The organism is Comamonas serinivorans, assembly GCF_002158865.1.
GTDB lineage: Bacteria > Pseudomonadota > Gammaproteobacteria > Burkholderiales > Burkholderiaceae_C > Comamonas_E > Comamonas_E serinivorans.
In genome coordinates this window covers 3233555-3254424 of sequence record NZ_CP021455.1, presented here as the reverse complement: position 1 = coordinate 3254424, position 20870 = coordinate 3233555, and the positions used below count along the sequence as shown (strand labels likewise).

At 71.5% G+C, this 20870-nt stretch carries 17 protein-coding genes, 1 pseudogene and 1 riboswitch; of the genes and pseudogenes, 6 read left to right on the top strand and 12 right to left on the bottom strand.

Translation table 11 applies throughout. The features are described from left to right. The first annotated feature begins 103 nt into the window (after positions 1-103). On the top strand, positions 104-2221 hold the full coding sequence (gene uvrB / locus CCO03_RS13840; protein ID WP_087281966.1) for an excinuclease ABC subunit UvrB: 2118 nt from the start codon (positions 104-106) through the stop codon (positions 2219-2221). Positions 2222-2563: 342 nt separating this feature from the next. Here the strand turns inward: uvrB and CCO03_RS13835 are convergent, their stop codons facing one another. The 3 genes and pseudogenes from CCO03_RS13835 to CCO03_RS13820 all read right to left on the bottom strand — a co-directional run bounded on the left by CCO03_RS13835 (position 2564) and on the right by CCO03_RS13820 (position 6321). Then, positions 2564-3304 (bottom strand): BON domain-containing protein, encoded by a 741-nt coding sequence (locus CCO03_RS13835; RefSeq protein WP_157667689.1) that lies wholly within the window; start codon positions 3302-3304, stop codon positions 2564-2566. A gap of 51 nt (positions 3305-3355) precedes the next feature. Next, complete coding sequence (locus CCO03_RS13825) at positions 3356-5608, bottom strand: ribonuclease catalytic domain-containing protein (protein ID WP_236903825.1); 2253 nt, start codon at positions 5606-5608, stop codon at positions 3356-3358. Between the two features lie 114 nt (positions 5609-5722). Then, positions 5723-6321: pseudogene (locus tag CCO03_RS13820) on the bottom strand (flavodoxin family protein). Between the two features lie 689 nt (positions 6322-7010). Here CCO03_RS13820 and CCO03_RS13815 point away from each other — a divergent pair. Next, a complete protein-coding gene (locus CCO03_RS13815) occupies positions 7011-7451 on the top strand; it encodes a PaaI family thioesterase (RefSeq protein WP_087281959.1) in 441 nt (146 codons plus the stop codon). An 88-nt stretch (positions 7452-7539) separates the two neighbouring features. Here the strand turns inward: CCO03_RS13815 and cobF are convergent, their stop codons facing one another. From cobF to cbiE, 4 genes are read right to left on the bottom strand one after another with little or no spacing between them, the layout of a single operon-like run. Beyond that, entirely contained in the window at positions 7540-8334 is a 795-nt protein-coding gene (cobF, locus tag CCO03_RS13810; protein WP_087281957.1) for a precorrin-6A synthase (deacetylating), read from the bottom strand. Next, positions 8327-9136 carry a precorrin-4 C(11)-methyltransferase gene (gene cobM, locus CCO03_RS13805; protein WP_087284701.1) on the bottom strand — a complete coding sequence of 270 codons (810 nt, stop codon included), beginning with the start codon at positions 9134-9136 and terminating at the stop codon, positions 8327-8329. The genes cobF and cobM overlap by 8 nt, the downstream gene beginning before the upstream one ends. Before the next feature lie 19 nt (positions 9137-9155). Further along, positions 9156-9923: a cobalamin biosynthesis protein gene (locus CCO03_RS13800; RefSeq protein WP_157667688.1), complete on the bottom strand. Its 768-nt coding sequence runs from the start codon at positions 9921-9923 to the stop codon at positions 9156-9158. Beyond that, positions 9911-11119, bottom strand: coding sequence for a precorrin-6y C5,15-methyltransferase (decarboxylating) subunit CbiE (cbiE, locus tag CCO03_RS13795; RefSeq protein WP_087281953.1), 1209 nt, complete (start codon positions 11117-11119; stop codon positions 9911-9913). Before cbiE ends, CCO03_RS13800 begins: the two co-directional genes overlap by 13 nt. On the opposite strand from cbiE, the gene CCO03_RS13790 reads away from it, so the two are divergent. Continuing rightward, entirely contained in the window at positions 11118-11852 is a 735-nt protein-coding gene (locus tag CCO03_RS13790) for a cobalt-precorrin-6A reductase (protein ID WP_087281951.1), read from the top strand. The two genes, cbiE and CCO03_RS13790, sit on opposite strands and share 2 nt — an antisense overlap. 55 nt (positions 11853-11907) lie before the next feature. On the opposite strand, the gene cobJ is transcribed toward CCO03_RS13790, so the two are convergent. From cobJ to CCO03_RS13765, 5 genes are all read right to left on the bottom strand, one after another. Next, positions 11908-12681: a precorrin-3B C(17)-methyltransferase gene (gene cobJ / locus CCO03_RS13785; RefSeq protein ID WP_087281949.1), complete on the bottom strand. Its 774-nt coding sequence runs from the start codon at positions 12679-12681 to the stop codon at positions 11908-11910. A gap of 10 nt (positions 12682-12691) precedes the next feature. Then, entirely contained in the window at positions 12692-13465 is a 774-nt protein-coding gene (gene cobI / locus CCO03_RS13780; protein WP_087281947.1) for a precorrin-2 C(20)-methyltransferase, read from the bottom strand. Beyond that, entirely contained in the window at positions 13462-14133 is a 672-nt protein-coding gene (locus CCO03_RS13775) for a precorrin-8X methylmutase (protein ID WP_087281945.1), read from the bottom strand. Before CCO03_RS13775 ends, cobI begins: the two co-directional genes overlap by 4 nt. Then, entirely contained in the window at positions 14123-15436 is a 1314-nt protein-coding gene (locus CCO03_RS13770; RefSeq protein ID WP_169717473.1) for a nitrite reductase, read from the bottom strand. Before CCO03_RS13770 ends, CCO03_RS13775 begins: the two co-directional genes overlap by 11 nt. 76 nt (positions 15437-15512) lie before the next feature. Further along, positions 15513-15740: riboswitch (cobalamin riboswitch) on the bottom strand. A 225-nt stretch (positions 15741-15965) separates the two neighbouring features. Then, entirely contained in the window at positions 15966-16892 is a 927-nt protein-coding gene (locus CCO03_RS13765) for a LysR family transcriptional regulator (protein ID WP_169717472.1), read from the bottom strand. A 94-nt stretch (positions 16893-16986) separates the two neighbouring features. Between CCO03_RS13765 and CCO03_RS13760 the strand changes: the two genes are divergently transcribed. The 3 genes from CCO03_RS13760 (at position 16987) to CCO03_RS13750 (ending at position 20358) form a co-directional block, all read left to right on the top strand. Then, positions 16987-17952, top strand: coding sequence for a Bug family tripartite tricarboxylate transporter substrate binding protein (locus CCO03_RS13760; protein ID WP_087281939.1), 966 nt, complete (start codon positions 16987-16989; stop codon positions 17950-17952). An 8-nt stretch (positions 17953-17960) separates the two neighbouring features. Then, positions 17961-19163, top strand: a complete 1203-nt coding sequence (locus tag CCO03_RS13755; RefSeq protein ID WP_087281937.1) for a CaiB/BaiF CoA transferase family protein — start codon at positions 17961-17963, stop codon at positions 19161-19163. A 142-nt stretch (positions 19164-19305) separates the two neighbouring features. Beyond that, on the top strand, positions 19306-20358 hold the full coding sequence (locus CCO03_RS13750; RefSeq protein ID WP_087281935.1) for a porin: 1053 nt from the start codon (positions 19306-19308) through the stop codon (positions 20356-20358). Positions 20359-20870: the final 512 nt, after the last annotated feature.

Sequence of the window (20870 nt, the reverse complement as noted above, 5' to 3'; positions counted from 1 at the left end):
TACTCTGCTGTTCACATCACCCAGTCGCCGCATGACCGCGATGCGAGACCCGGCATCGACCGGGCCGGTCGGCGCTTCGGCGGCCCTGGCGCACAATCGCCGGATGTCCTCTGAAACCTCCTCGCCCGCGCCCGCCGAGTCCGCCCCGGAAGGCGGGCAGTTCGTCAGCTTTCCCGATTCGCCGTTTCAGCTGTTCCAGCCCTATCCGCCCGCGGGCGACCAGCCCAAGGCCATTGCGCAGCTGGTCGAGGGCATCGAGGATGGCGAAGCCTTCCAGACCCTGTTGGGCGTGACCGGCTCGGGCAAGACCTTCACCATGGCCAACGTGATCGCGCGCACCGGTCGGCCGGCCATCGTGTTCGCGCCCAACAAGACGCTGGCCGCGCAGCTGTACAGCGAGTTCCGCGAGTTCTTTCCCAAGAACGCGGTCGAGTACTTCGTCAGCTACTACGACTACTACCAGCCCGAGGCCTATGTGCCGCAGCGCGACCTGTTCATCGAGAAGGACAGCGCCATCAACGAGCACATCGAGCAGATGCGGCTGTCGGCCACCAAGAGCGTGCTGGAGCGCCGCGACACCATCGTCGTGGCCACCGTCTCGGCGATTTACGGCATTGGCTCGCCCGAGTCGTACACCAAGATGCGCTTCATCCTGCGCGTGGGTGATCAGGTGGGCCAGCGCGACGCCATCGCGCAGCTGGTGCGCATGCAGTACAAGCGCAGCGACATGGACTTCACGCGCGGCACCTTCCGCGTGCGCGGCGACACCATCGACGTGTTCCCGTCTGAGCACAGCGAGCTGGCCGTGCGGCTGGAGCTGTTCGACGACGAGGTGGAGAGCATTCAGCTGTTCGACCCGCTGACCGGCCGCATCCGGCAGAAGGTGCCGCGTTTCACCATCTACCCCAGCAGCCACTACGTCACGCCGCGCGAGCAGGTGATGAACGCGGTCGAGACCATCAAGCTCGAGCTGGTCGAGCGCACCAAGCAGCTGCTGGACGAGGGCAAGCTGGTCGAGACGCAGCGGCTGGAGCAGCGCACGCGCTTTGACCTGGAGATGCTCAGCGAGGTCGGGCATTGCAAGGGCATCGAGAACTACACGCGTCACCTGTCGGGCGCCAAGCCCGGTGATCCGCCGCCGACCATGACGGACTACATGCCCCAGGACGCCCTCATGTTCCTGGACGAGAGCCACCAGATGATCGGCCAGCTCAACGCCATGTACAACGGCGACAAGGCGCGCAAGACCACGCTGGTGGAGTACGGCTTTCGCCTGCCCAGCGCGCTGGACAACCGGCCGCTGAAGTTCGCCGAATTCGAAGAACGCATGCGTCAGGTCGTGTTCGTGTCGGCCACGCCGGCCGATTACGAAAAGACCCACGCGGGCCAGGTGGTGGAGCAAGTCGTGCGGCCCACGGGCCTGGTCGATCCGCTGGTCGAGGTGCGGCCCGCCACCCACCAGGTGGACGACGTGCTGTCTGAAATCCGCCTGCGCACCAACGTCGGCGAGCGCGTGCTGGTCACAACCCTGACCAAGCGCATGGCCGAGCAGCTGACCGAGTACCTGAGCGAGAACGGCGTGAAGGTGCGCTACCTGCACTCGGACGTGGACACCGTGGAGCGGGTGGAGATCATCCGCGACCTGCGCCTGGGCCTGTTCGACGTGCTGGTCGGCATCAACCTGCTGCGCGAGGGGCTGGACATCCCCGAGGTGTCGCTGGTCGCCATCCTCGATGCCGACAAGGAAGGCTTTCTGCGCGCCGAGCGCAGCCTGATCCAGACCATCGGCCGCGCGGCGCGCAACGTGAACGGCAAGGCCATCCTGTACGCCGATCGCATCACCGAGTCGATGAAAAAAGCCATGGGCGAGACCGAGCGCCGCCGGGCGCTGCAGATCGCCTTCAACGAGGCCCACGGCATCACGCCGCGCGGCATCGTCAAGCAGGTGCGCGACCTGATCGACGGTGTCTACAGCGAGAAGGCCAGCGCCGCCGAAGCGCAGGCCGAGGACCTGGCGCTGCGCCGCGCCCAGGTCGAGGACATGAGCGAGAAGGACATCGCCAAGGAGATCAAGCGGCTGGAGAAGCTCATGATCGAGCACGCCAAGAACCTCGAGTTCGAGCAGGCCGCTGCCGTGCGCGATCAGCTGCACCTGCTCAAGGAACAGGCCTTTGGCGCGGCGGGCGACGACACGCTGAGCAGCCTGGCCGGACGCGGCTGACGGACTGTCGTCGCCTGGCGAAGCGGATGGGGCGCTTGGGCCTGGGCGCGCACAGGTGGGTTGATGGCGCCCTCAAGGCCGAGGCCGAATCACGAATGGTCGACCGCAATGTGCAGCTGTGCGAGGCATGCGCGCCGGCGGCCACCATGGGTCCGTCCTCACACGGGCGCATGGTTTGCCCGCTCCGGTCAGCCGATGGGCGACTGCCGTCGGGCCCATTCGGGCGCCCGCGAACACGCTTCAGCCGCCCAGCAAAAAGCGCCCGGGGCGGGCGCTTTCAAGAGGGGGTATGGGCTGATTGCCGTTGAATTTTGAACGGGAATGGCTGCATACAGTGTGCTGTCATTGCACGTTCAAGACGTTGTTCACCGACTTGACCCCCTTGGCGGTCTTGGCCAGGTTGTCGGCGCGGGTCTTGGCAGCCGCGGTGGGCACCGTGCCGCGCAGGGTGACGACGCCGTCGTGGGTTTCCACGCCGATGTCGATGCTGCTGAGCTCGCTGTCGCGGGCGAAATCGGCCCGGATGCGCGCCGAAATCGCCGAGTCCGTCAGCGCGTCGCCCACGGCGGCAGCGGCTTCCGAGGCCGCCTGGCTCACAGCCGTCGCGGCCTGGCTGGCGCTCTGGCGCAGCGCCGTGGCGGCGGCCAGGGCGTCCTGCTGGGCCTGCTTGAGCGCATCGCCGGCCTTGCCGCTGGCCGATGCGGTGTCCTGCCGCGTGGTCTCGATGGCGGCGCCGGCCGATGCGGCGGCTTCGTTCGCGGCCCGGGCCGCGTCGCTGGCCGCGCGCGCGGCGTCACCGGCCAGGTCGCGCAGCGCGTCAGCGGCTTGGCTGGCGGCGTCCTGGGTCTGCTGAATCGCCTGATCGAGCTGCTGCCCCGGCGTGGGCTCCTCGGGCTTGCTGCAGGCAGACAGAGCCAGCAACCCCACGGCCAGACCCAGGGCGGTCAAGGACTGGCCCAGGCGTGCAGGCCGGGCTGGTGCGGTGGGTGGCGTGGGCATGGCGATCTCCTGGGGCATCTTGGAATGGGGGCGAAAAGCGGGCGCAGCGGGGCTCTGCGGCAAGCCCTGAATGTAACGTGTCATGGGCCCGTCACAGCTGGTCACGGGGCCGGGATCGGGCCGGCCAACGGCCCCTCAGCGTCCGCCCAGCTGGTCACGGGGCCGGGATCGGGCCGGCCAACGGCCCCTCAGCGTCCGCCCAGCCAGTAGGCCATGGGGGCGCCGGCCAGCAGGTAGGCCAGCGCCAGCGCCAGCACGCCGCCCGTGCCCACCAGCAGGGCGCGCCCGCGTTGCCCGCGCGGGCGGCTGCGCCACAGGTGCAGCGGCACCCCGACCACCGGCGCCACGATGACCAGGCCACTGAGCCACAGCGGACGCGGCCGGCCGCGGTGCGCCGCCGCGTCGGCCCGCCACCAGGCGTAGACCAGCACCGCCTGGGCGACGGTGTAGGCCAGCGTCATGGCGGGCGGCAGCTGGCCGCCGACACCCGAGGCCCAGCCCTGGAAGAAGCCCTCGCTGCCCACCAGCGCGAGCAGGCCCAGATACAGGCGCCGCGCTGACGGCTGGGTGGTCAGGCCGGTCGGGGCAGGGTGGAGGGGCATGGCGGGCGGCGGGCGATGTGGTGGCGATGGGCGGGGCATCGGGCGGGTGACTGGGCCGCGGCGTTCGCACGGCGTCTGCGGGGCACCGGTGCGAGCACGGTGCCAGTGGACACGGGCCCCAGCTGCGGCCCCGGGCTTCACGGATCACGTCCATGTGCCCTTGTACGGCTTGGTGGGCGATGTGAACGGCATGGCGCAGTATGGCTGTATTCGCGTTCAAGAATGATCGATGACAGTGCCATACTGCCTGCTGGCCATCAAGGCCAGCCAGCGCGATGCCATGGCTGGCGCGCGCGTCATGCGCCGTTGCGCGGCGCGCGGTCCAACAGCTTGACCAGGCTGAAGTCGATGTGGCCGCGCTCGACGCTGGTGGCCTCGAGCCGGGCCTGCACCAGCTGGCCCACGGCCACGCCCTGGGGGTGGCCAGCTTGCCTTCAGCCGGCGGCGTGAAGGTGCGGATCCACACGTTGCCCTTGCTGTTGCCGGTGACCACGCCGTTGAACAGCTCGCCCACGTGGGCGCGCAGCAGCACGGCCGCCTCCGATTTGCGCAGCTGGCGTTCGACCTTGTCGGCCGCCGTTTCCTGGCGCGAGCAGTGGGTGGCGATCTGCGCCAGCTCGTCCACGCTGTAGGGCGGTGGCAGTCCGGCCAGCGCGGCCTTGACCAGGCGTTGTGTGACGAGGTCGGGGTAGCGGCGGTTGGGCGCGGTCGCGTGCGTGTAGTCGCGCACCGCCAGGCCGAAGTGGCCCAGCTTGTCGTCGCCCGGCCGCTCGACCACGTATTCGCCCGAGCCCATGAGCTTGACGATGGTGAGCGACAGGTCGGGAAAGCGCACCGGGTCGCGCGCGCGTTGCTTGCGCAGGAAATCTTCCAGCGCCGGGCCGTCGGGCTCGGGCGGCAGGGTGTGGTGCAGCTCGGCCGCCACCTGCACGATGCGCGCCCAGCGCTCGGGCGAGCGCACCACGCGGCGGATCCCCGGCCGGCCCTCGCGCATCAGGTAGCCGGCCACCACGCCGTTGGTGGCGATCATGAATTCCTCGATCAGCTGGCGGGCGCGGTTCTGCGGCTGCTGCACGATGTCGACCACCTGATCGCCCTCGAACACGGCCTTGGGCTGGAAGGTCTGGAACTCCAGCGCGCCGTGCTCCAGGCGCCGCGCGCGCAGCTGCTGGGCCACGCTGTCCTGGGTGCGCAGCTGCTGGTCCATGCCGGGCACGGCGGCCGCGGCCTCGGGCAAGGGTCCCTCGCCCAGCAACCAGGTGCTGACCGCGTCGTAGGCCAGCTGGGCGTGGTTGTGCACCCAGGCGCGCAGCACGCGCGCCGAGGCGATGCTGCCATCGGCGCGGAACACCATGTCGCACACCACGGCCAGCCGGTCCACGCCGGGGTTGAGCGAGGTGAGGTCGGTCGACAGCTTCTCGGGCAGCATCGGAAAGATGCGCGGCCCGGTGTAGACCGAGGTGGTGTTGAGCTGCGCGTCGGCGTCGATGGGGCTGTCCTTGGCCACCAGGCAGTCCACGTCGGCCACCGCCACCTGCACCTGCACGGCGCCCTGGCTCAGCACCTGGCAGACGCTGAGCTGATCCAGGTCGCGCGAGTCGTCGTTGTCGATCGAGCACCACAGCAGCGCGCGCAGGTCGTGCACATCGGGGCTGTCGGGCAGGCCTGGCGCGGTGAGGGTGTCCAGCTGCCGCAGGCTGGCGGTCGAGAAGTCGGTGCGCAATCCGCGCTCCTGCATGGCCGCGATGGCCAGCTCGGTCAGTTCGGCTTTGAGGGTGGCATTCATGGGCCAAGTGTGCCTGGGTTGCGACGGGGTGTGGCCTGGGTGTGCGCGGCGCTCGCGCCCGGTTGCGTGTCAGCTGGGGGCCCCAAGAAGCGCGCCGCGCCGTGCCGGACGCCCTCAGAACACGCCCAGGGCCAGGCCGGCCACGAGACCGGCGCCAACTTCGGCGCAGCGGGCGAGGTCGGCCTCGCCGATGGTTTTGGGGGCCAGGATGCGTTCCGGCGTTTGCGCGTGGGTGCAGACGATGACCCCGGGGGCGGCCTGCTTGAGCCGCCAGCCGGTGGCGATGCGGTCGATCTGCCGCATGGCGTTGCTGCCGTCGCTGCCGGCGCAGATCAGGGTCACGTAGGCGCGGCCGTTCACGCGGTCCAGCGCGGCGTAGTAGCAGCGGTCGAAGAAGTCCTTCATCACGCCGGACATGGCCGCCAGGTTTTCCGGGGTGGCAAACAGATAGGCGTCGGCCGCCAGCACGTCATCGGGGCCGGCCTCGGCCGCGTGCAACAGGCGCACCCTGACCGGGGTGTCCGCAGCCTCGTGCGGGGGCGCCGGGTGCTCGGCAGGCGCGTCGCTCGCGCTGGCCTTGGCGGATGGGGGGAGCCGGCATCGGCAGGGCCCTGAACCTCACGCGCGGCCTGCAGGGCTGCGTCATGCGCTGCCTGCGCCATTTGCCGGGTGCCGCCGGTCATGGAGTGGTAGACGATGAGCAGGGTTTTCATGCGTGCATTGTGGCGGGCTTTGTCGCGCGGCGAGGGCCCATGGCCCCTGCCGAAACAGGGCCTTGGCGCCGCGGCTTTGGCGGGCCCTGCAACGGATGGGGCGCTTGTCCTGCAAGCGGGTAACGCGTTCAGCGCAAACACCCATTCGCTGCCCAGGCTGGCGATCAGCGCCCCCGCCAGCAAGGGGCCCACGATGCGGGAGGCGTTGGTCGCCACGCCGCTGCCGGGTGGCGGGTGCTCGGCGCTGAACAGGGGCGCGGTGCGTCAGGGGGCAATCGTGGGTATGGTGGGTAATTCTTTGACCTTGAATCGGCGGCAGGCCCATACCCGTTGAAGACTTTTGGGCGCCATGCGCCATGCGCCATGCGCCATGCGCCATGCGCCATGCGCCATGCGCCATGCGCCACGCCCGCGCCGCCAGTTCTGCGCCTTCGTCGGGCACTTGAGCAACCGGCCGGATTTGGCGCGCGGCAAAGTTGGCCACCGCATCACGACTGCTTCACCTGGCCCAACGTGTCGGTAACGCCTGGCGCGGCGCCGCCGAGGGTGGCATGGCCGCCGGGCTGCACCGGTCCAGCCGAGTCCACACCTGTGGCGGCCAAACAGGCGTCACCCGCCTGCTGCGCCCGCCGCTGGCGCTATGCTGCCTGCTCGGCCACGTGGTGGCCATGGCATCGAGGAGCAGGGACATGAGCGACGAGACACACCCTTCGCGCGAGGCGCTGGTGCAGCGCTTTCAGGCCGCGGTGAAAGGCACTTTGCCGGATTTCCTGGGCCTGGTCTGGGACACGGTGGCGTCCGGCCACGTGGCCGGGCATTTCGACATCGCGCCGCATCACCTGGCGCCCAACGGCTACCTGCACGCGGCCTCGGTCATCGCACTGGCCGACTCGGCCTGCGGCTTTGGCTGCGTGGCGTCCTTGCCCGAGGGCGTCGTCAACTTCACCACCATCGAGCTGAAGTCCAACTTCCTGGGCACGGCGCGCGAGGGCCGCGTGCACTGCGAGGCGCGCCTGGTGCACGGCGGCCGCAGCACGCAGCTGTGGGACGCCACGGTGATGGCCGGTGACCGGACGCTGGCGCTGTTCCGCTGCACGCAGATGCTGCTGGCGCCCAAGCCTGCACGTTGAAAGGAAAAATTGGGAGTATGACTGGGTGTCCGTTTGATGTGAAACGGAGATTGGGCCATACCCCATGTTTTTTGAAGAACCGATGGCGTCAGTCCGCGGCATCGCCGGGCGGCGTCGTGCGGGGCCGGCGCAGCAGGTAGATGTCCATGATCCAGCCGTGCTGCTCGCGGGCGCGGGCGCGCTCGGCGCTGATGTGAGGCTTCACCGCCTGCAGGGGGCCGCTCATCAGCAGCTGCTGGGGCATGCCCAGGTAGGCGCCCCAGAAGATGTCGGCCTCGGGCTCGGTCACCTGCTCGTAGGCGCGCTGGCCGTCGAGCATGACGATGAGCGTGTCCACGCCAGCCGGCCAGCCGCCCTCCACCAGCTGCCGCCCCGTGGTGACCTGGAAGGGCGCGCCCACGTCGTTGAGCGCGATGCCGTGCGCGCTGCACAGCACCTGCATGGCGGTGATGCCCGGCACCACGCGCACCTGCGCCGGTGCCAGGCCCAGCAGGGCGGCGATGCGCAGCGTGCTGTCGTACAGCGCGGGGTCGCCCCAGACCAGCAGCGCGACGCGGTGCGGGGCGGCTGCGCCCGGCGTGGCCGCGGTGTGCGCGGCCAGGGTGTCGGCCCAGCGCCGGGCGATGGCCGCGTGCCACTCCTGCACCTGCTGGCCGTAGTCGTCGCCGGTCTGGCGCCGCAGCGGCATGTCGAAGTGGGCGAGCTTCTCGGGCGCGATGCCCAGCGTCTGCAGGATGCCCAGTCGCACCTGCGCCAGCTCGGACTTGCCGCGGCCTTTGTGCGGCAGCAGCACGACGTCGGCGTGGTGGATGGCGTCGATCGCTTCTTGCGTGAGGTGCCGCGGGTTGCCGGTGCCGATGCCGATGAGCAGCAACTCACGCATCGGACGGCTCGCCGGACGGCACGCTGTGCGGGAAACGGGGCTCGTCGCCACGCGGGCGGTAGCGGCGGTCGTAGTCGTCGGCATACAGGCGGCTGAAGCCGAAGCCCTCCTGCGCCAGTGTGGGGCCGACCAGGATCAGCGCGCTGCGCTGCAGCGTGTTGGTCTGCGCGGTGGCGGCCAGGTCGGCCACGCGGGTGCGCACCACCTGTTCATCGTCCCACGAGGCGCGCCAGACGATGGCCGCCGGGCAGTCGGGGCCGTAGTGCGGCAGCAGCGTGTCCTGCACCTGCTGGGCCACGTGCACCGAGAGGTGGATGGCCAGCACCGCGCCCGTGGCGGCGAAGTTGGCCAGGTCCTCGCCCGCGGGCATGCTGGACGCCCGGCCCGAGGTGCGCGTGAGCACGACCGACTGGCTCGAGCCCGGCAGCGTCAGCTCGGCGCCCAGCGCAGCGGCAGCGGCGCTGAAGGCCGGCACGCCCGGCGTCACGGTGTAGGGCACGCCCTGTGCGCGCAGGGCGCGCAGTTGCTCGCCCATGGCCGACCAGATGCTGAGGTCGCCCGAGTGCAGGCGGGCCACGTCGTCGCCGCGCGCATGGGCCGCCACCATCTCGGCCACGATGTCGTCGAGCGACAGGGGGGCGGTGTTGACGATGCGCGCACCGGGCGGGCAGTGGGCCAGCAGCGCCTGCGGCACCAGCGAGCCGGCGTACAGGCACACCGGACTGGCCGCGAGCAGGTCCCGCCCGCGCAAGGTGATCAAGTCGGCGGCGCCTGGGCCGGCGCCAATGAAGTGAACGGTCACGGTCAAACTCCTGTGGACATCATGAATCTTGGAAAGCGTGCGCCAGCGCCAGGGTGGCGAGGCCGTCGCTGGACACCAGGCGAGGGATCAGCAGCCGGGCTACCCCGGTGGCGCCCGGTGGGGGCGAAGCCGGAGCCACGGTGGCGGGATGCGGGTCACCTGGGCCATCGTGCCGCACCGAAGCGCGGTGCCGGCAGGCCGGGTCAGCGGACGCGGGGGTGAGCGGGGTGGCGTGCCTTTCGGCGAACGGTTTGGCGAACGCTTCGGCGAACGCCTCGGCACGTGCAGCGGCCTGCACGTCGCCGCGCGCATCCGGCTGCGAACCGGCGTTCAAACCGGCGGCGTGCAGCGCCAGGGCCTCGCACAGGCTGCCGGTGGCAAAGCGCTGCATCATGCGGGGTGACTGGTGGGGGGTGGCCAGGCCGCGCAGCCGGCGCTCGTCACACGGCAGGCAGGGGGCACCGGGCAGGGTAGCGGCGGCCCAGGCTTGCAGCTGCAGGCCGGCCGGGTTGGCGAGCTTGTGGTCCAGCACGGCCAGGCACAGCGACGCCGGGGCCTGCAGCAGCGCGGCCCAGGGGCTGAGCTGGGCCGGGTCTGTTGACGCGTCTTTCGACTTGTTTGCCGACTTGTCTGTCGACGCGTTTTTCGCCAGGTCCTGCGCCTGGTCCCAGCAGCTGGCGAACGAGCTGGCCTGGGCCTGGGCGCGAAAACCCCAGCCCAGCACCAGGGCGGCAGGCCTGGCCGGCGACACGCCACGCGGCGGGGCGGGTCGGGTCAGTCCGTGCATGCCCAGCTCCATTGCAGGCCGGCGCGGGCCGGCTGCCAGGCCTGCAAGCGGCCCAGCGGGGCGGCCTCGCTCCACTGCAGCTGCAGCAGCTGGCCGCCGTGCACGCGGTGCAACTGCATCAGCAGGGCCTGGGTGTCCAGCGCCACGGCGTTGACCACCAGGCGCCAGGGCGTGGTCAGGCGCTGGCGCAGGGCGTCGAACAGCGCGGCGTCGAAGCCGCCACCGACGAACACCGCCTGCGGCGCCGGGGCCAGCGTGGGCAAGAGGTCGAGCGCGAGGCCCTGGTGCACCTGCAGGGCCACGCCATAGCGGCGAGCGTTGTCGGCGATGTGGGCCGCACGGCTGGGGTGCTGCTCCACGCACACCGCCGGGCCACCGCCGGCCAGGCCCCATTCGATGGCCACCGAGCCCGAGCCCGCGCCCAGGTCCCACAGGCATTCGCGCGCGCGCGGCGCCAGGGCGGCCAGCGTGATGGCGCGCACCGGCGACTTGGTGATCTGGCCGTCGTGCGCGAAGGCGGCCGTGGGGCGGCCGGGCGTGCGCGACAGGCCCGCGCCGCCGCGCGCCTCAAACGCTGCCGCCAGCGGCGCGGGCAGGGGGCTGCTGTCGGGCGCCAAGGTGTGCGCCAGCTCGCGGGCCAGCCCATCGGCCACGGCCTGCGTGGGCCCGCCCAGCTGCGAGAACACGCTCATGGGGCTGTCGCCCCAGCCGCGCTGCGTCAACCAGTCGGCCAGCGCCGGCGCGGCTGCCGCGTCGCGCAGCAGGCACAGGAAGCGCTCGCCCTCGGCCAGCAGCGGGGTCAGCAGCTCGAACGGCCGCGCGTGCAGGCCCAGGCGGTGCGTGCCCTCTTGCGGCCAGCCCAGTTCGCCGGCCATCAGCGCAAAGCTGGACGGCTGCGGGTGGTTGCGCCACTCGCCCCGCACCAGGTGCCGGGCCAGCGAGGCGCCGGCGCCGTGATAAAAGGGGTCGCCCGACGCCAGCACGGCCACGGTGGCCTGACCCCGATGGGCCAGCACCGGGGCCACGTCGAACGGCACCGGCCAGACCCGGCCCCGGTCGCCCACCTGCGCCAGCGCCAGGTGGCGCGGGCTGCCGAACACGATGCTGGCGCTGTCCAGGGCCTGGCGTGCCGCGGCCGTCAAGGCCGGCAAGCCAGCCGGATGAATCCCAACCAGATGAAGCCACGGTGTGGCCATGACCCACATACTCCTTTTAGGGGGCACCCACGGTGCCCGTGTATTGGCCGCGCTCCTGCAGCAGGATGGCGTACCGGCAACGTACTCGTACGCCGGGGTGACACAGCAGCCGCGCCTGCCGGCGCTGCCCACGCGCGTGGGCGGCTTTGGCGGGGTGCAGGGGCTCACGCGCTACCTGACGGCGCACGGCATCACCCACGTGATCGATGCGACCCACCCGTTCGCTGCCCAGATGAGCCGGCACGCCGTGCAGGCCTGTGCCGCGCTGGGCCTGCCGCTGCTGGCCCTGGAGCGGCCGCCGTGGCCGCAGCAGCCTGGTGACGACTGGATTCACGTCGCCGACATGGCGGCCGCCGCGGCGGCCTTGCCCATGGGCGCCGAGCGCGTGTTCCTGGCCATCGGCCGCAAGCAGCTGATGGCGTTCGCGGCGTGCGAGCACCGCCGTTTTCTGCTGCGCGTGGTCGATGCGCCCGAGGCACCGCTGCCGCTGCCGGCGCACGACCTCGTCGTGGCGCGGGGGCCGTTCTCGCTCGCCGACGAGGTGGACCTGCTGCGTCGGCACCGCATCGCCTGCCTGGTCAGCAAGAACGCGGGCGGTGCCGACACCTACGCCAAGATCGAGGCCGCCCGTCAGCTGGGCCTGCCCGTGGTGATGGTCGCCAGACCCGCCATACCGCCCCGCACGGTGTGCCAGACCCCCGAGCAGGCCATGGCCTGGCTGCGCAGGCGCTGAAGCACGCCCGGGCGTGGCAGCGCCCCGTGCGGGAGATGGACGGGAAGGCCGACCCTCAGCCATGGCTGCGCGGCGTGTAGACGTGGCGGCCGACCTGGCGCGTGAGGCTGTTGCCCACGATCACCAGGGTGCGCATGTCGGCCATGTCGGGTTGCACGGCATCGAGGCGGTGCACGGCCAGCCGCTCGTCGGCGCGGCTGACGTTGCGGGCGAAGCAGATCAGGCGGCCCGGCTCGCATTCCTCGCGCAGCACGGCCAGCGCACGCGCAAAGCCCTCGGGCCGCGACTTGGAGCTGGGGTTGTAAAACGCCATGGCCAGGTCGGCCTGCGCGGCCAGCCGGATGCGGTGCGTGATGGTCGCCGCGGGCTTGAGGTTGTCCGACAGGTTGATGACGCAAAAATCGTGGCCCAGCGGGGCGCCCAGGCGCGCGGCCGCGGCCAGCATGGCGGTGATGCCCGGCAGCACCTGCACCTCGACCCCGGCCCAGCGCGCCTGGTCGGCGGCGGGCGCGTGGTCCAGCGCCTCGAACACGGCGCTGGCCATGGCGAACACGCCCGGGTCGCCCGAGGACACCACGAGCACGCGGCGGCCCTGGGCCGCCAGGTCCAGGGCGCTGCGTGCCCGGGCCAGCTCTTCGCGGTTGTCGCTGCCGTGCAATTGCAGGTGACCCCGCGTGGCGAGCTTGTCCACATAGGGGTAATAGCCCAACGCGTCGGTGGCGTCATCGATGGCGGCCTGAACCTGGGGGGTGATGAGGTCGTCGGCACCGGGGCCGATGCCGATCACGCTCAATCGGCCGGCAGCTGAGGCGGTGGGGCGCTCGGTCATGCAGCGCCCCTCACAGGTCGAGGGCCACGAGGCTGCCCGCGGCCTGCAGGTCGTTGGCCGGCCGACGGCCCTGGCCGTGCACGATGACGATGGCGAAGTACGGGCAGCGCTCGGGCGCCTCGCGCAGCGGCATGACCTGCTCGTCGGCCATGGTGCCGTTGATCACCAGCCAGCTCTGGTCGAGCTTGCCGGCCGCCTGCAGCACGGCGCGGATGCGCGGCAGGTGGCGGCCCACCTTCATGAAGACCAGCGCTTCGGCGCCGGCGACGTGGGCGCGCAGCCGCTCGTCGGGCAGGGTGGCGGGCAGCACGGTCATCACGTCGTCGCCCCAGGTCATGGGCACGCCGGTGGCGTGCCAGCAGCCCACCATGCCGGGGATGCCCGGCAGCACGTGCACGGGCACCTGCCCGGCCTGGCGCAGGCGGATGTACAGGTGCATGAACGAGCCGTAGAAGAAGGGGTCGCCTTCGCACAGCACCAGCACGTCCTGCTCGCGGGCCAGATCGGTCAGGCGCTGCTGCCAGTCGCGGTAGAAGTCGGACAGCTGCGCCACGTAGCGCGGGTCGTCGTGCGGAATCTCCGTGGTCAGCGGGTACTCCATGGGGTACTCGGTGACCTGCGCGTGCAGCAGGCCGTTCACCAGCTGGCGCGCCTTGCCCGGGTGACCGCGCTTGCGGAAGTAGGCCACGTGCCGCGACTGGCGCAGCAGGCGGTCGGCCTTCACGCTCATGAGGTCGGGGTCGCCCGGCCCCAGGCCGACGCAGATGATCTGTCCGGTGCTCATGCCGCCACCCCCTGGGTCTGCGGCGCCGACACCGGTCCCCATTCGGCCGGGTTGGCCAGGGCGTTGACGGCGGCCACGGCCACGGCCGAGCCGCCCAGGCGGCCGCGCACGATGGCGTAAGGCACCTGGCCCCAGTCCGCCAGGGCCTGTTTGGACTCGGCGGCCCCGACGAAGCCCACCGGGCAGCCGATGATGGCCGCAGGGCGCGGGCAGGCCTCGTCCTGCAGCATGTTGAGCAGGTGGAACAAGGCCGTGGGGGCGTTGCCGATCACCACCAGTGCGCCCGCCAGCCGGGGGCGCCACAGCTCGAGCGCCGCTGCGCTGCGCGTGTTGCCCAGCTCGGCCGCCAGGGCCAGCACCTGCGGGTCCTGCAGCGTGCAGACGACGGCGTTGTCGGCCGGCAGGCGCTTGCGCGTGATGCCTTCACTGACCATGCGCGCATCGCACAGGATGGGCGCGCCGCGCTGCAGGGCCGCTTCTGCGGCGGTGGCGAAATCGGGCGAGAACTGCACCTGCGGGGCCAGCTCCACCAGGCCCGCGGCGTGGATCATGCGGCAGACCACGCGCTCTTCGAGGGGCGTGAACCGCTCGAGCGCGGCTTCGCTGCGGATGATGGCGAACGACTGCCGGTAGATGGCGTCGCCGTCGGTGATGTACTCATGCTGCATGGGTCAAGGTCTGAAAGGCGCGGATCTCGTCGGGTGTGAATCGGCTGCCGGGATGCGGGGTGTCCACGGTCCAGTGGACGTCATGGAGTATGGGGTTGTCGCCGTTTTTTGATGAACGGGGAGGGCTGGATACTGTGTCTGATTCAGCCAAGGTGGCGCAGGCCAGCGCATCGGCGTCGGCGGGCAGGGCGCAGCGCTTGGCGCAGCCGCTGACGTGCAGGTGCTTGCCCGCGGGCACCTGGGGCGCCCAGCGCAAGGCCGGTGCCTGCGTGGTGGCCAGGGCCTGGGTGCAGCCCGGCGCGCCGGTGCAGGCCGACACGCGCAGCCGCGCGTCGTCGGCGTCGAGGATCCAGGCGCGGGCGTCGTCAGGCGTCAGCTGCAGGGCGGCCCGGTCGGCGCCGCAGAACAGCAGCGAGCGCCAGGGCGTCACGCGCACCTCGGCCGCCGGGGGCAAGGCGCCGAGTGCGCGGCGCAGGTGCCGGGTGTCGATGCGGCCCAGCGGCGCGCCGGCCAGCAGGCCCCACGCGGTTGCCTGACCGGGCTGCGGGGGCTCGGGGGCGGTCGGCAGCGGGTGGTCGGGCCCGCTGTACGGCGAGCCGTGTAGCGGAGGCGGGTGGTCGGGCAGCAGCGCCGCCAGGCGCGTGGGATGCGGTTGGCGCTGCAGGCGCGCCTGGGCAAACCAGCGCGCCACGCCAACGGCGGCGGCCACCACCTCGGGCAGCTCGGGCAGCCACACGGGGCCAGACCCGGCAGAGGGTGCAGGCGTGGGCGTGGGTGCCGAGCCCAGCGCCAGCGCATACCCCTGAGCCAGCGGCCAGATGCGGAGGTCGGCCTGCAGGCGCCGCAGGTGCTGCTGCGGGTTGTCGACCAGCAGGCTGAATTTGCTCGGCAGCGGCGTCAGGCCGGCGGCGCGCAGCACGTCGGGCCGCAGCGCCGTGGCCACCGCCTGGGACAGGGCCTGCGCCAGCTGGTGCGTGCGGTCGCCGGTGTGGTGAAACGGGCTGCAGTGCACGGCCGGCGCGGCATCGGCCTCGGGGTCGCCATGCACCAGCGCGGCCGCGACCAGGCCTTGGCGCAGGGGGGCGACGGCGGCATCGGGAACGGCGCGCAGCTGCACGTTGCCCAGGCGCGTGAGTTCAAGCTGGCCGTTGGCGTGGCACTCGGCCAGGTCGGCCAGCTGCCGCCACTGGGCGACGCGCAGCGTGGCCTGCTGCGGGCGCACGCGCACCAGCCAGCCGTCGTGGGCCCGCATGGGCTGCCATGCCGTGGGACACCAGCCTTGCACCAGGAATGCGCTCGCCATCGTGGGGGGAAGAATCCAGGACCGCGCCTGCACTGCATCCCCGCAGGCCCTCAGACGCAAACACCATGCCTGAAGCGGCATCGCAACCGTGTTGGCCGGTATCCGGGCTGGCAAGACGGCGGTGTGGCCTTCCCACCGTCACCTGACGGCAGTGGCATGTTCGACACCGCCTGACCCAATGGGGTCGGCTTGCTCACCGTTGCGGGGGCAGCGCAGGCTGAAGCGGCTTGGCACCGCACTCCCTGCTTCCCGTTTAACCGCTGGCCAGACAGGCCGCCGCGGCACCAACGGGGCGCATTCTAATCGCGCCGCGCCCGGCGTCCGCCTGGCGGGAGGGGCGCATCGGCGGCCCACGGCGGCGGTGCGCGGGCTGGGCGCTGCCCTGCACCTGCGCCATGCAGAGCGGGGCCGCCAGCGCTCGCGCGCCTGGCGGGCGTAGGCGCTCAACCGACACGCTGACCCATCATGGCGCCTGCAGTATGGCGTCGTCTCCGATTCATGAAAATCGGCAGCAGGCCCATACTGCCCCTCACGAATCGCCGGCCTGCGCCTGGATGCTGTCGCGCAGCCACTGGATCGCGTCGGACTCGCGCCGGTAGACCAGCGCCACGGTGGAGGCGGGCAGCGGCGCCTCCAGCGTCACCTCGCGGACGCGCGTGGCCGAGGTGGCGCGCGCCAGCGACAGGCTGGGCACGAACGACAGGCCCACGCCGGCGGCCACCAGCTCCACGTTGGTGGCGGGGCTGTTCGAGATCACGAGCCGGTCGGGCGCGAACACGCCGGCGCGCCTGAACATGTCTTCGAACGCGCTGCGGCCCAGCGTGGATTCGGCCGGCACGATCCAGCGCTCGGCGCGCAGCTCGGCAAAGCGGGCGGGGCGGGCCGTGGCCAGCGCATGGTGGCGCGGCGCGATCACCGTCATCGCCGACGTGAACAGGGCCTGCGCCTGCACGCCCGCCCGCTGCAGCGTGCTGCGGCTGGGCAGGCTGGTGAGCAGCGCGTCGAGCCGGCCTTGCTGCAGCAGGTCGAACAGGCGGGGCACGCCGCTTTCGGTCAGCCGCAACTCGCAGGGGTGGTGCAGCAGCAGGTGCTCGATCACCGGGGGCAGGTGGGCCTGGGCGATGAAGGGTGGCGTGCCCAGGCGCAGGATGCTGTGCTGCGCTTCGCGCGCCAGCTGCTCGGTGGCGTGGCCCAGCTCGTTGAGCATCCAGGTCGCCAGCTGCATGACCAGGGCGCCGCGCTCGGTGGGCACCAGGCCCTTGGGGGCGCGCTCGAACAGGGCGAAGCCGAAGGCCGTTTCGACCTCGTGCAGCATCTTGCTCAGCGCCGATTGCGAGAGGTTCATCTGCGACGCGGCCGCGCTCAGCGTCACGCAGTCGCGCAGCGCCACCAGCATCTGCAGGTGGCGAAACCGCAGCCGCGCCAGCAGGCGCATCAGGTGGGCATCGTCGCGCATGAGTATTCCAAAAGGTGATGGATGGATGAGTTTATTTCGCTTTTCATCATGCTGACGCCTGCCTACAGTGCGGCCCACACCACAGGAGACAGACATGCAGAGACGACACTTTTTGGGGGGGCTGGCCAGCGTGGGCCTGGCCACCGCCGCGCACGCCGGCCCGTATCCCGACCGCTCGGTGCGCCTGATTTGCCCCTATGCCGCGGGCGGCGGACCCGACCTGCTGTGCCGCGAGCTGGCCCCCTTGCTGGGCGGGGCGCTCAAGCAAAGCGTGTACGTCGAAAACAAGGTGGGCGCGGGCGGTGTGCTGGCGGCGCAGTACCTGGTGGGCCAGCCGGCCGATGGCTACACGCTGATGCTGGCGACCAATGCCCACCTGATCCAGAAGCTGCTGCAGCCCAAGCTGCGCTTCGCCCTGGGCGACTTCGCGCCGGTGGGCCTGCTGTCCACCTCGTGCGCCGTGCTCATGGTGGCCAAGTCCAGCCCCTGGCAGACCGTGGCCGACCTGGTGAACGCGGCGCGGCGCGAGCCCGGCAAGCTGAACTTCGGCTCGGGCGGCATCGGCACGCCGGCGCACATCGCGGGCGAGACGCTGGGCGTGCTGGGCGGCATGAAGGCCGTGCACGTGCCGCTGACGGGCTCGGTCGAGATCCCGCTGTCGCTGATGCGCGGCGACACGCAGTTCGCCTTTCCCAACCTGGGCACGGCGCAACAGGCGCTGAAGACCGGCAAGCTGCGGGCGCTGGCCGTGACGAGCGCGAAGCGGGTCGCTGTGCTGCCCGAGGTGCCGACACTGGTCGAGGCCCTGAAGTCCGACCAGGCCGTGCTGGAGGCCTGGTCCGGCATCTGGGTGCACGCCAAGACGCCGCCGGACATCGTCGCGCGCCTGCACACCGCGCTCAACCACGCCGCCGTGCAGCCGCGCATGGCCGAGTACGCGCGCCTGACCGGCAGCGACCTGGCGACCAGCCCGAGCCCGCAGGACTTCACGCGCTTCGTGCAGACCGAGAACACCAAGATGGCCGAAATCATCGCGCTGTCGCAAGCCCACACCAGCTAGGACGCCCCATGACCCAACCCTTGAACGGCGTGCGCGTGATCGACATGTCGCACGTCATCGCGGGGCCGCTGGCCTCCATGTACCTGGCGCAGCTGGGTGCCGAAGTCATCAAGATCGAGCCGCCCGATGGCGGCGAGGTCATGCGCAACAGCCAGTCGGCCGGGTTTGCCGCGCTCAACGCCGGCAAGCGCTCGCTGGCGGTGGACATCCGCCAGCCCGAGGGCGCCGAGCTGGTGCGCCAGCTGGCGCGCACGGCCGACGTGTTCATCGAGAACTTCCGGCCCGGTACCGTGGCCCGCCATGGCCTGGCCTACGAGGACCTCCGCGCCTGCCGGCCGGACATCGTCTACGCCTCGCTCTCGGGCTACGGCCAGCAGGGCGAGTGGTCGGGGCGGGGCGCTTACGACCACGTGATCCAGGCCTTGACCGGCATGATGATGATGTCGGGCGACGACGAGGCGGCGCCGCCCGTGAAGGTGGGCTTTCCCGTGGTCGACGTGGCCGTGGGCATGCTGGGCGCGCTGTCCATCACGGCGGCGCTGCACCGCCGCCAGGCCTGCGGGCAGGGGGAGCACGTGGACGTGTCCATGGTGCAGGCAGCGCTCATGCTCATGTACCCCAAGGTGAACGCCTTCCTGACCGAGGGCGAGGCGCCGCGGCGCGTGGGCAACCGCGGCTACACCGGCAGCCCCGGCGCCGACACCTTCCGCTGTGCCGATGGCTGGCTGTCCACGGCGGCCAACACGCCGGCGCAGTTTCGCGCGCTGACCGAGGTGCTGGACCTGCCCGGCCTGTGCCGCGACGATGCCTTGCTGGACCTGGCGGCCTTCGAGGGCGAGCGCGGGTTCGTCAAGGCGCGCGATGCGCAGCGCCTGCAGCAGGTGCTGCAGCAGGCTTTTGCCGCCCAGTCGGCCGCCGCCATGGAGGCCAGCCTCAATGCGCGGGGCGTGCCGGCCGCGCGCGTGCGGTCGCTGGACGGTTTCCTGACCGAGGTGGCCGAGGGCGGGCAACTGGCCTTGCCCGCCACCCGCTACCAGGCGGGCGACCAGCAGGTGCGCACGGCGGGCCTGGGCTTTTGCTACCGCCACGAGCCCCTGCCGCAGCAGGCCGACCTGGCCGCGCTGGGGCGCGACACCCAGGCGCTGCTGCACGAGCTGGGCCTGGACGCCCAGGCCCTGGCCGCGCTGCAGGCGGCCGGCGTGGTGCGCTGATCAGCGGCCAGGTGCAAGCAGTATGAGTCCCTTGCCGTTCATTTGATATCGGCCATCGGCCAATACCCCTGAGCTTCGTTGCCGCCGGTGAACCGGTGGCAGCCCCGGGCGCCACGCGCCCGCTTCCAACTCGCCACGCCCCATGAAACACCTCGTTCTGGCAGCCGCCTGCGCTGCCGCATGCCCGCTCGCGTCCGCCCAAAGCCAGGTCAACCTGTATGGCACGGCCGACCTCATGCTGCGCCACGTGCAATCCGGGCCGACCCGGAGCACCACCCTGGTCGATGGCGGCCATGCCGCCTCGCGCCTGGGCTTTCGCGGCAGCGAAGACCTGGGCGACGGCTGGCGCGCCGGCTTTGTGCTCGAAATGGGCATCAACGCGGCCAACGGCCAGGGCACCATCCCCGGGCCCACGGCGGCGTTCACGCGCCAGTCCTACCTGAGCCTGAGCGGGCCCTGGGGCAGCCTGGAGATGGGGCGTATGTATACGCCCATGTTCCTGTCGCTGCTCAAGACGGACCCGTTCAGCATGAACGCCTTGTTTTCGCCGCTGAACGCGGTGTCGCTGACCGACGGCCAGACCGGGCTGCGGGCGTTTTCGGCCCGCGCCAGCAACCTGGTGCGCTACCACGCGCCCGCGCTGGGGCCGGTGACGGCCAGCCTGGCGCATGCGCGCGGCGACGAGACGGGCCGGCGCAGCCAGTTCCTGGGCGGCAACCTGGCGTGGACGCACCAGGGCTGGTACGTGGGCTATGGCTTTCAACGCACGCGCGACGGGTGGGCCAGTCCACCTGCGGATGGGTCGGGGGCAACGGGCGCCTCGCTGCACCAGAGCCTGAGCGTGGCCCGGCAGTGGGCGCAGTTCAAGCTCTCGGGCAACGTGATGCGCAACCGTGGTCCGGCGGGCGTGCCCCATGCGCAGCTGTTCAGCCTGGGCGCCTCGTGGGCCGTCAACCCGAGCAACACGCTGCTGGCCGAGGTGCTGCACCGGCGTGTGGCGCACAGCCCGCGGCGCCAGAACGTGCTGACGCTGGGGTGGGACCACGCTCTGAGCAAGCGCACGGCCGTGTACGGACGCTTGCTGATCCTGGCCAACGACGGCCAGGCTTCGGCCACGCTGGGCGGCGTGCCCGTGGTGGCCGACAGCGGGCACAACCTGCGCGTGTTCGGCGTCGGCTTGCGCCACCAGTTCTGACGCGTGGGCGCTTGACCCACGTTCGCACCGCGCAGGGCGGCACGCCGGCCAGGGGTGATGGCCACGCGCTGCGGCGATGACGCGAACGCCATTTGGTTTTGATGTCCGAGGTATGGCGCTGTTGTCGTTTGCATGCAAACGGGAGCAGCGCCATACCTCATGGTTGATCGGGCGAAGGTTGGCCAGTGCCGTGAGGCGGAAGCGGCCGCTGGCCGGGGCTGCGGATGCCGTGGCGAACCCGGAGGTTTGCACTCCCGGGTCGCGAGCGACCGCAGCGCACAACCCAGGGCCCAGGGTCCAGGGTCCAGGCGTGTGCCCCGGGTCCAGGCGCGCAACGTGCGGCCTGCGGCGTCGCCCGACGCCTGAGCCGTGGCCGAGGCGGTCGACGGCAGCCGGGCTGGCTTGCCAACCGGCACGCCAACCCGCTCGCCGCCCGTCGCGGCGGCTCCACAGGCCGGCCTGGGGTCACCCTAGAATCGCGCGTTTTGATTCAACCCCTCACCGTTGGAGTC

Bases quoted from the DNA above. Each gene is read 5' to 3' on its own strand.
- CCO03_RS13800 (WP_157667688.1), bottom strand. From the start codon at position 9,923: ATGCACGGACTGACCCGACCCGCCCCGCCGCGTGGCGTGTCGCCGGCC.
- cobJ (WP_087281949.1), bottom strand. From the start codon at position 12,681: ATGACCGAGCGCCCCACCGCCTCAGCTGCCGGCCGATTGAGCGTGATC.
- cbiE (WP_087281953.1), bottom strand. From the start codon at position 11,119: ATGGCCACACCGTGGCTTCATCTGGTTGGGATTCATCCGGCTGGCTTG.
- CCO03_RS13775 (WP_087281945.1), bottom strand. From the start codon at position 14,133: ATGCAGCATGAGTACATCACCGACGGCGACGCCATCTACCGGCAGTCG.
- CCO03_RS13750 (WP_087281935.1), top strand. From the start codon at position 19,306: ATGAAACACCTCGTTCTGGCAGCCGCCTGCGCTGCCGCATGCCCGCTC.
- CCO03_RS13755 (WP_087281937.1), top strand. From the start codon at position 17,961: ATGACCCAACCCTTGAACGGCGTGCGCGTGATCGACATGTCGCACGTC.
- uvrB (WP_087281966.1), top strand. From the start codon at position 104: ATGTCCTCTGAAACCTCCTCGCCCGCGCCCGCCGAGTCCGCCCCGGAA.
- CCO03_RS13790 (WP_087281951.1), top strand. From the start codon at position 11,118: ATGACCCACATACTCCTTTTAGGGGGCACCCACGGTGCCCGTGTATTG.
- CCO03_RS13815 (WP_087281959.1), top strand. From the start codon at position 7,011: ATGAGCGACGAGACACACCCTTCGCGCGAGGCGCTGGTGCAGCGCTTT.
- CCO03_RS13825 (WP_236903825.1), bottom strand. From the start codon at position 5,608: ATGAATGCCACCCTCAAAGCCGAACTGACCGAGCTGGCCATCGCGGCC.
- CCO03_RS13770 (WP_169717473.1), bottom strand. From the start codon at position 15,436: ATGGCGAGCGCATTCCTGGTGCAAGGCTGGTGTCCCACGGCATGGCAG.
- cobI (WP_087281947.1), bottom strand. From the start codon at position 13,465: ATGAGCACCGGACAGATCATCTGCGTCGGCCTGGGGCCGGGCGACCCC.
- cobF (WP_087281957.1), bottom strand. From the start codon at position 8,334: ATGCGTGAGTTGCTGCTCATCGGCATCGGCACCGGCAACCCGCGGCAC.
- CCO03_RS13765 (WP_169717472.1), bottom strand. From the start codon at position 16,892: ATGCGCGACGATGCCCACCTGATGCGCCTGCTGGCGCGGCTGCGGTTT.
- CCO03_RS13835 (WP_157667689.1), bottom strand. From the start codon at position 3,304: ATGACACGTTACATTCAGGGCTTGCCGCAGAGCCCCGCTGCGCCCGCT.
- CCO03_RS13760 (WP_087281939.1), top strand. From the start codon at position 16,987: ATGCAGAGACGACACTTTTTGGGGGGGCTGGCCAGCGTGGGCCTGGCC.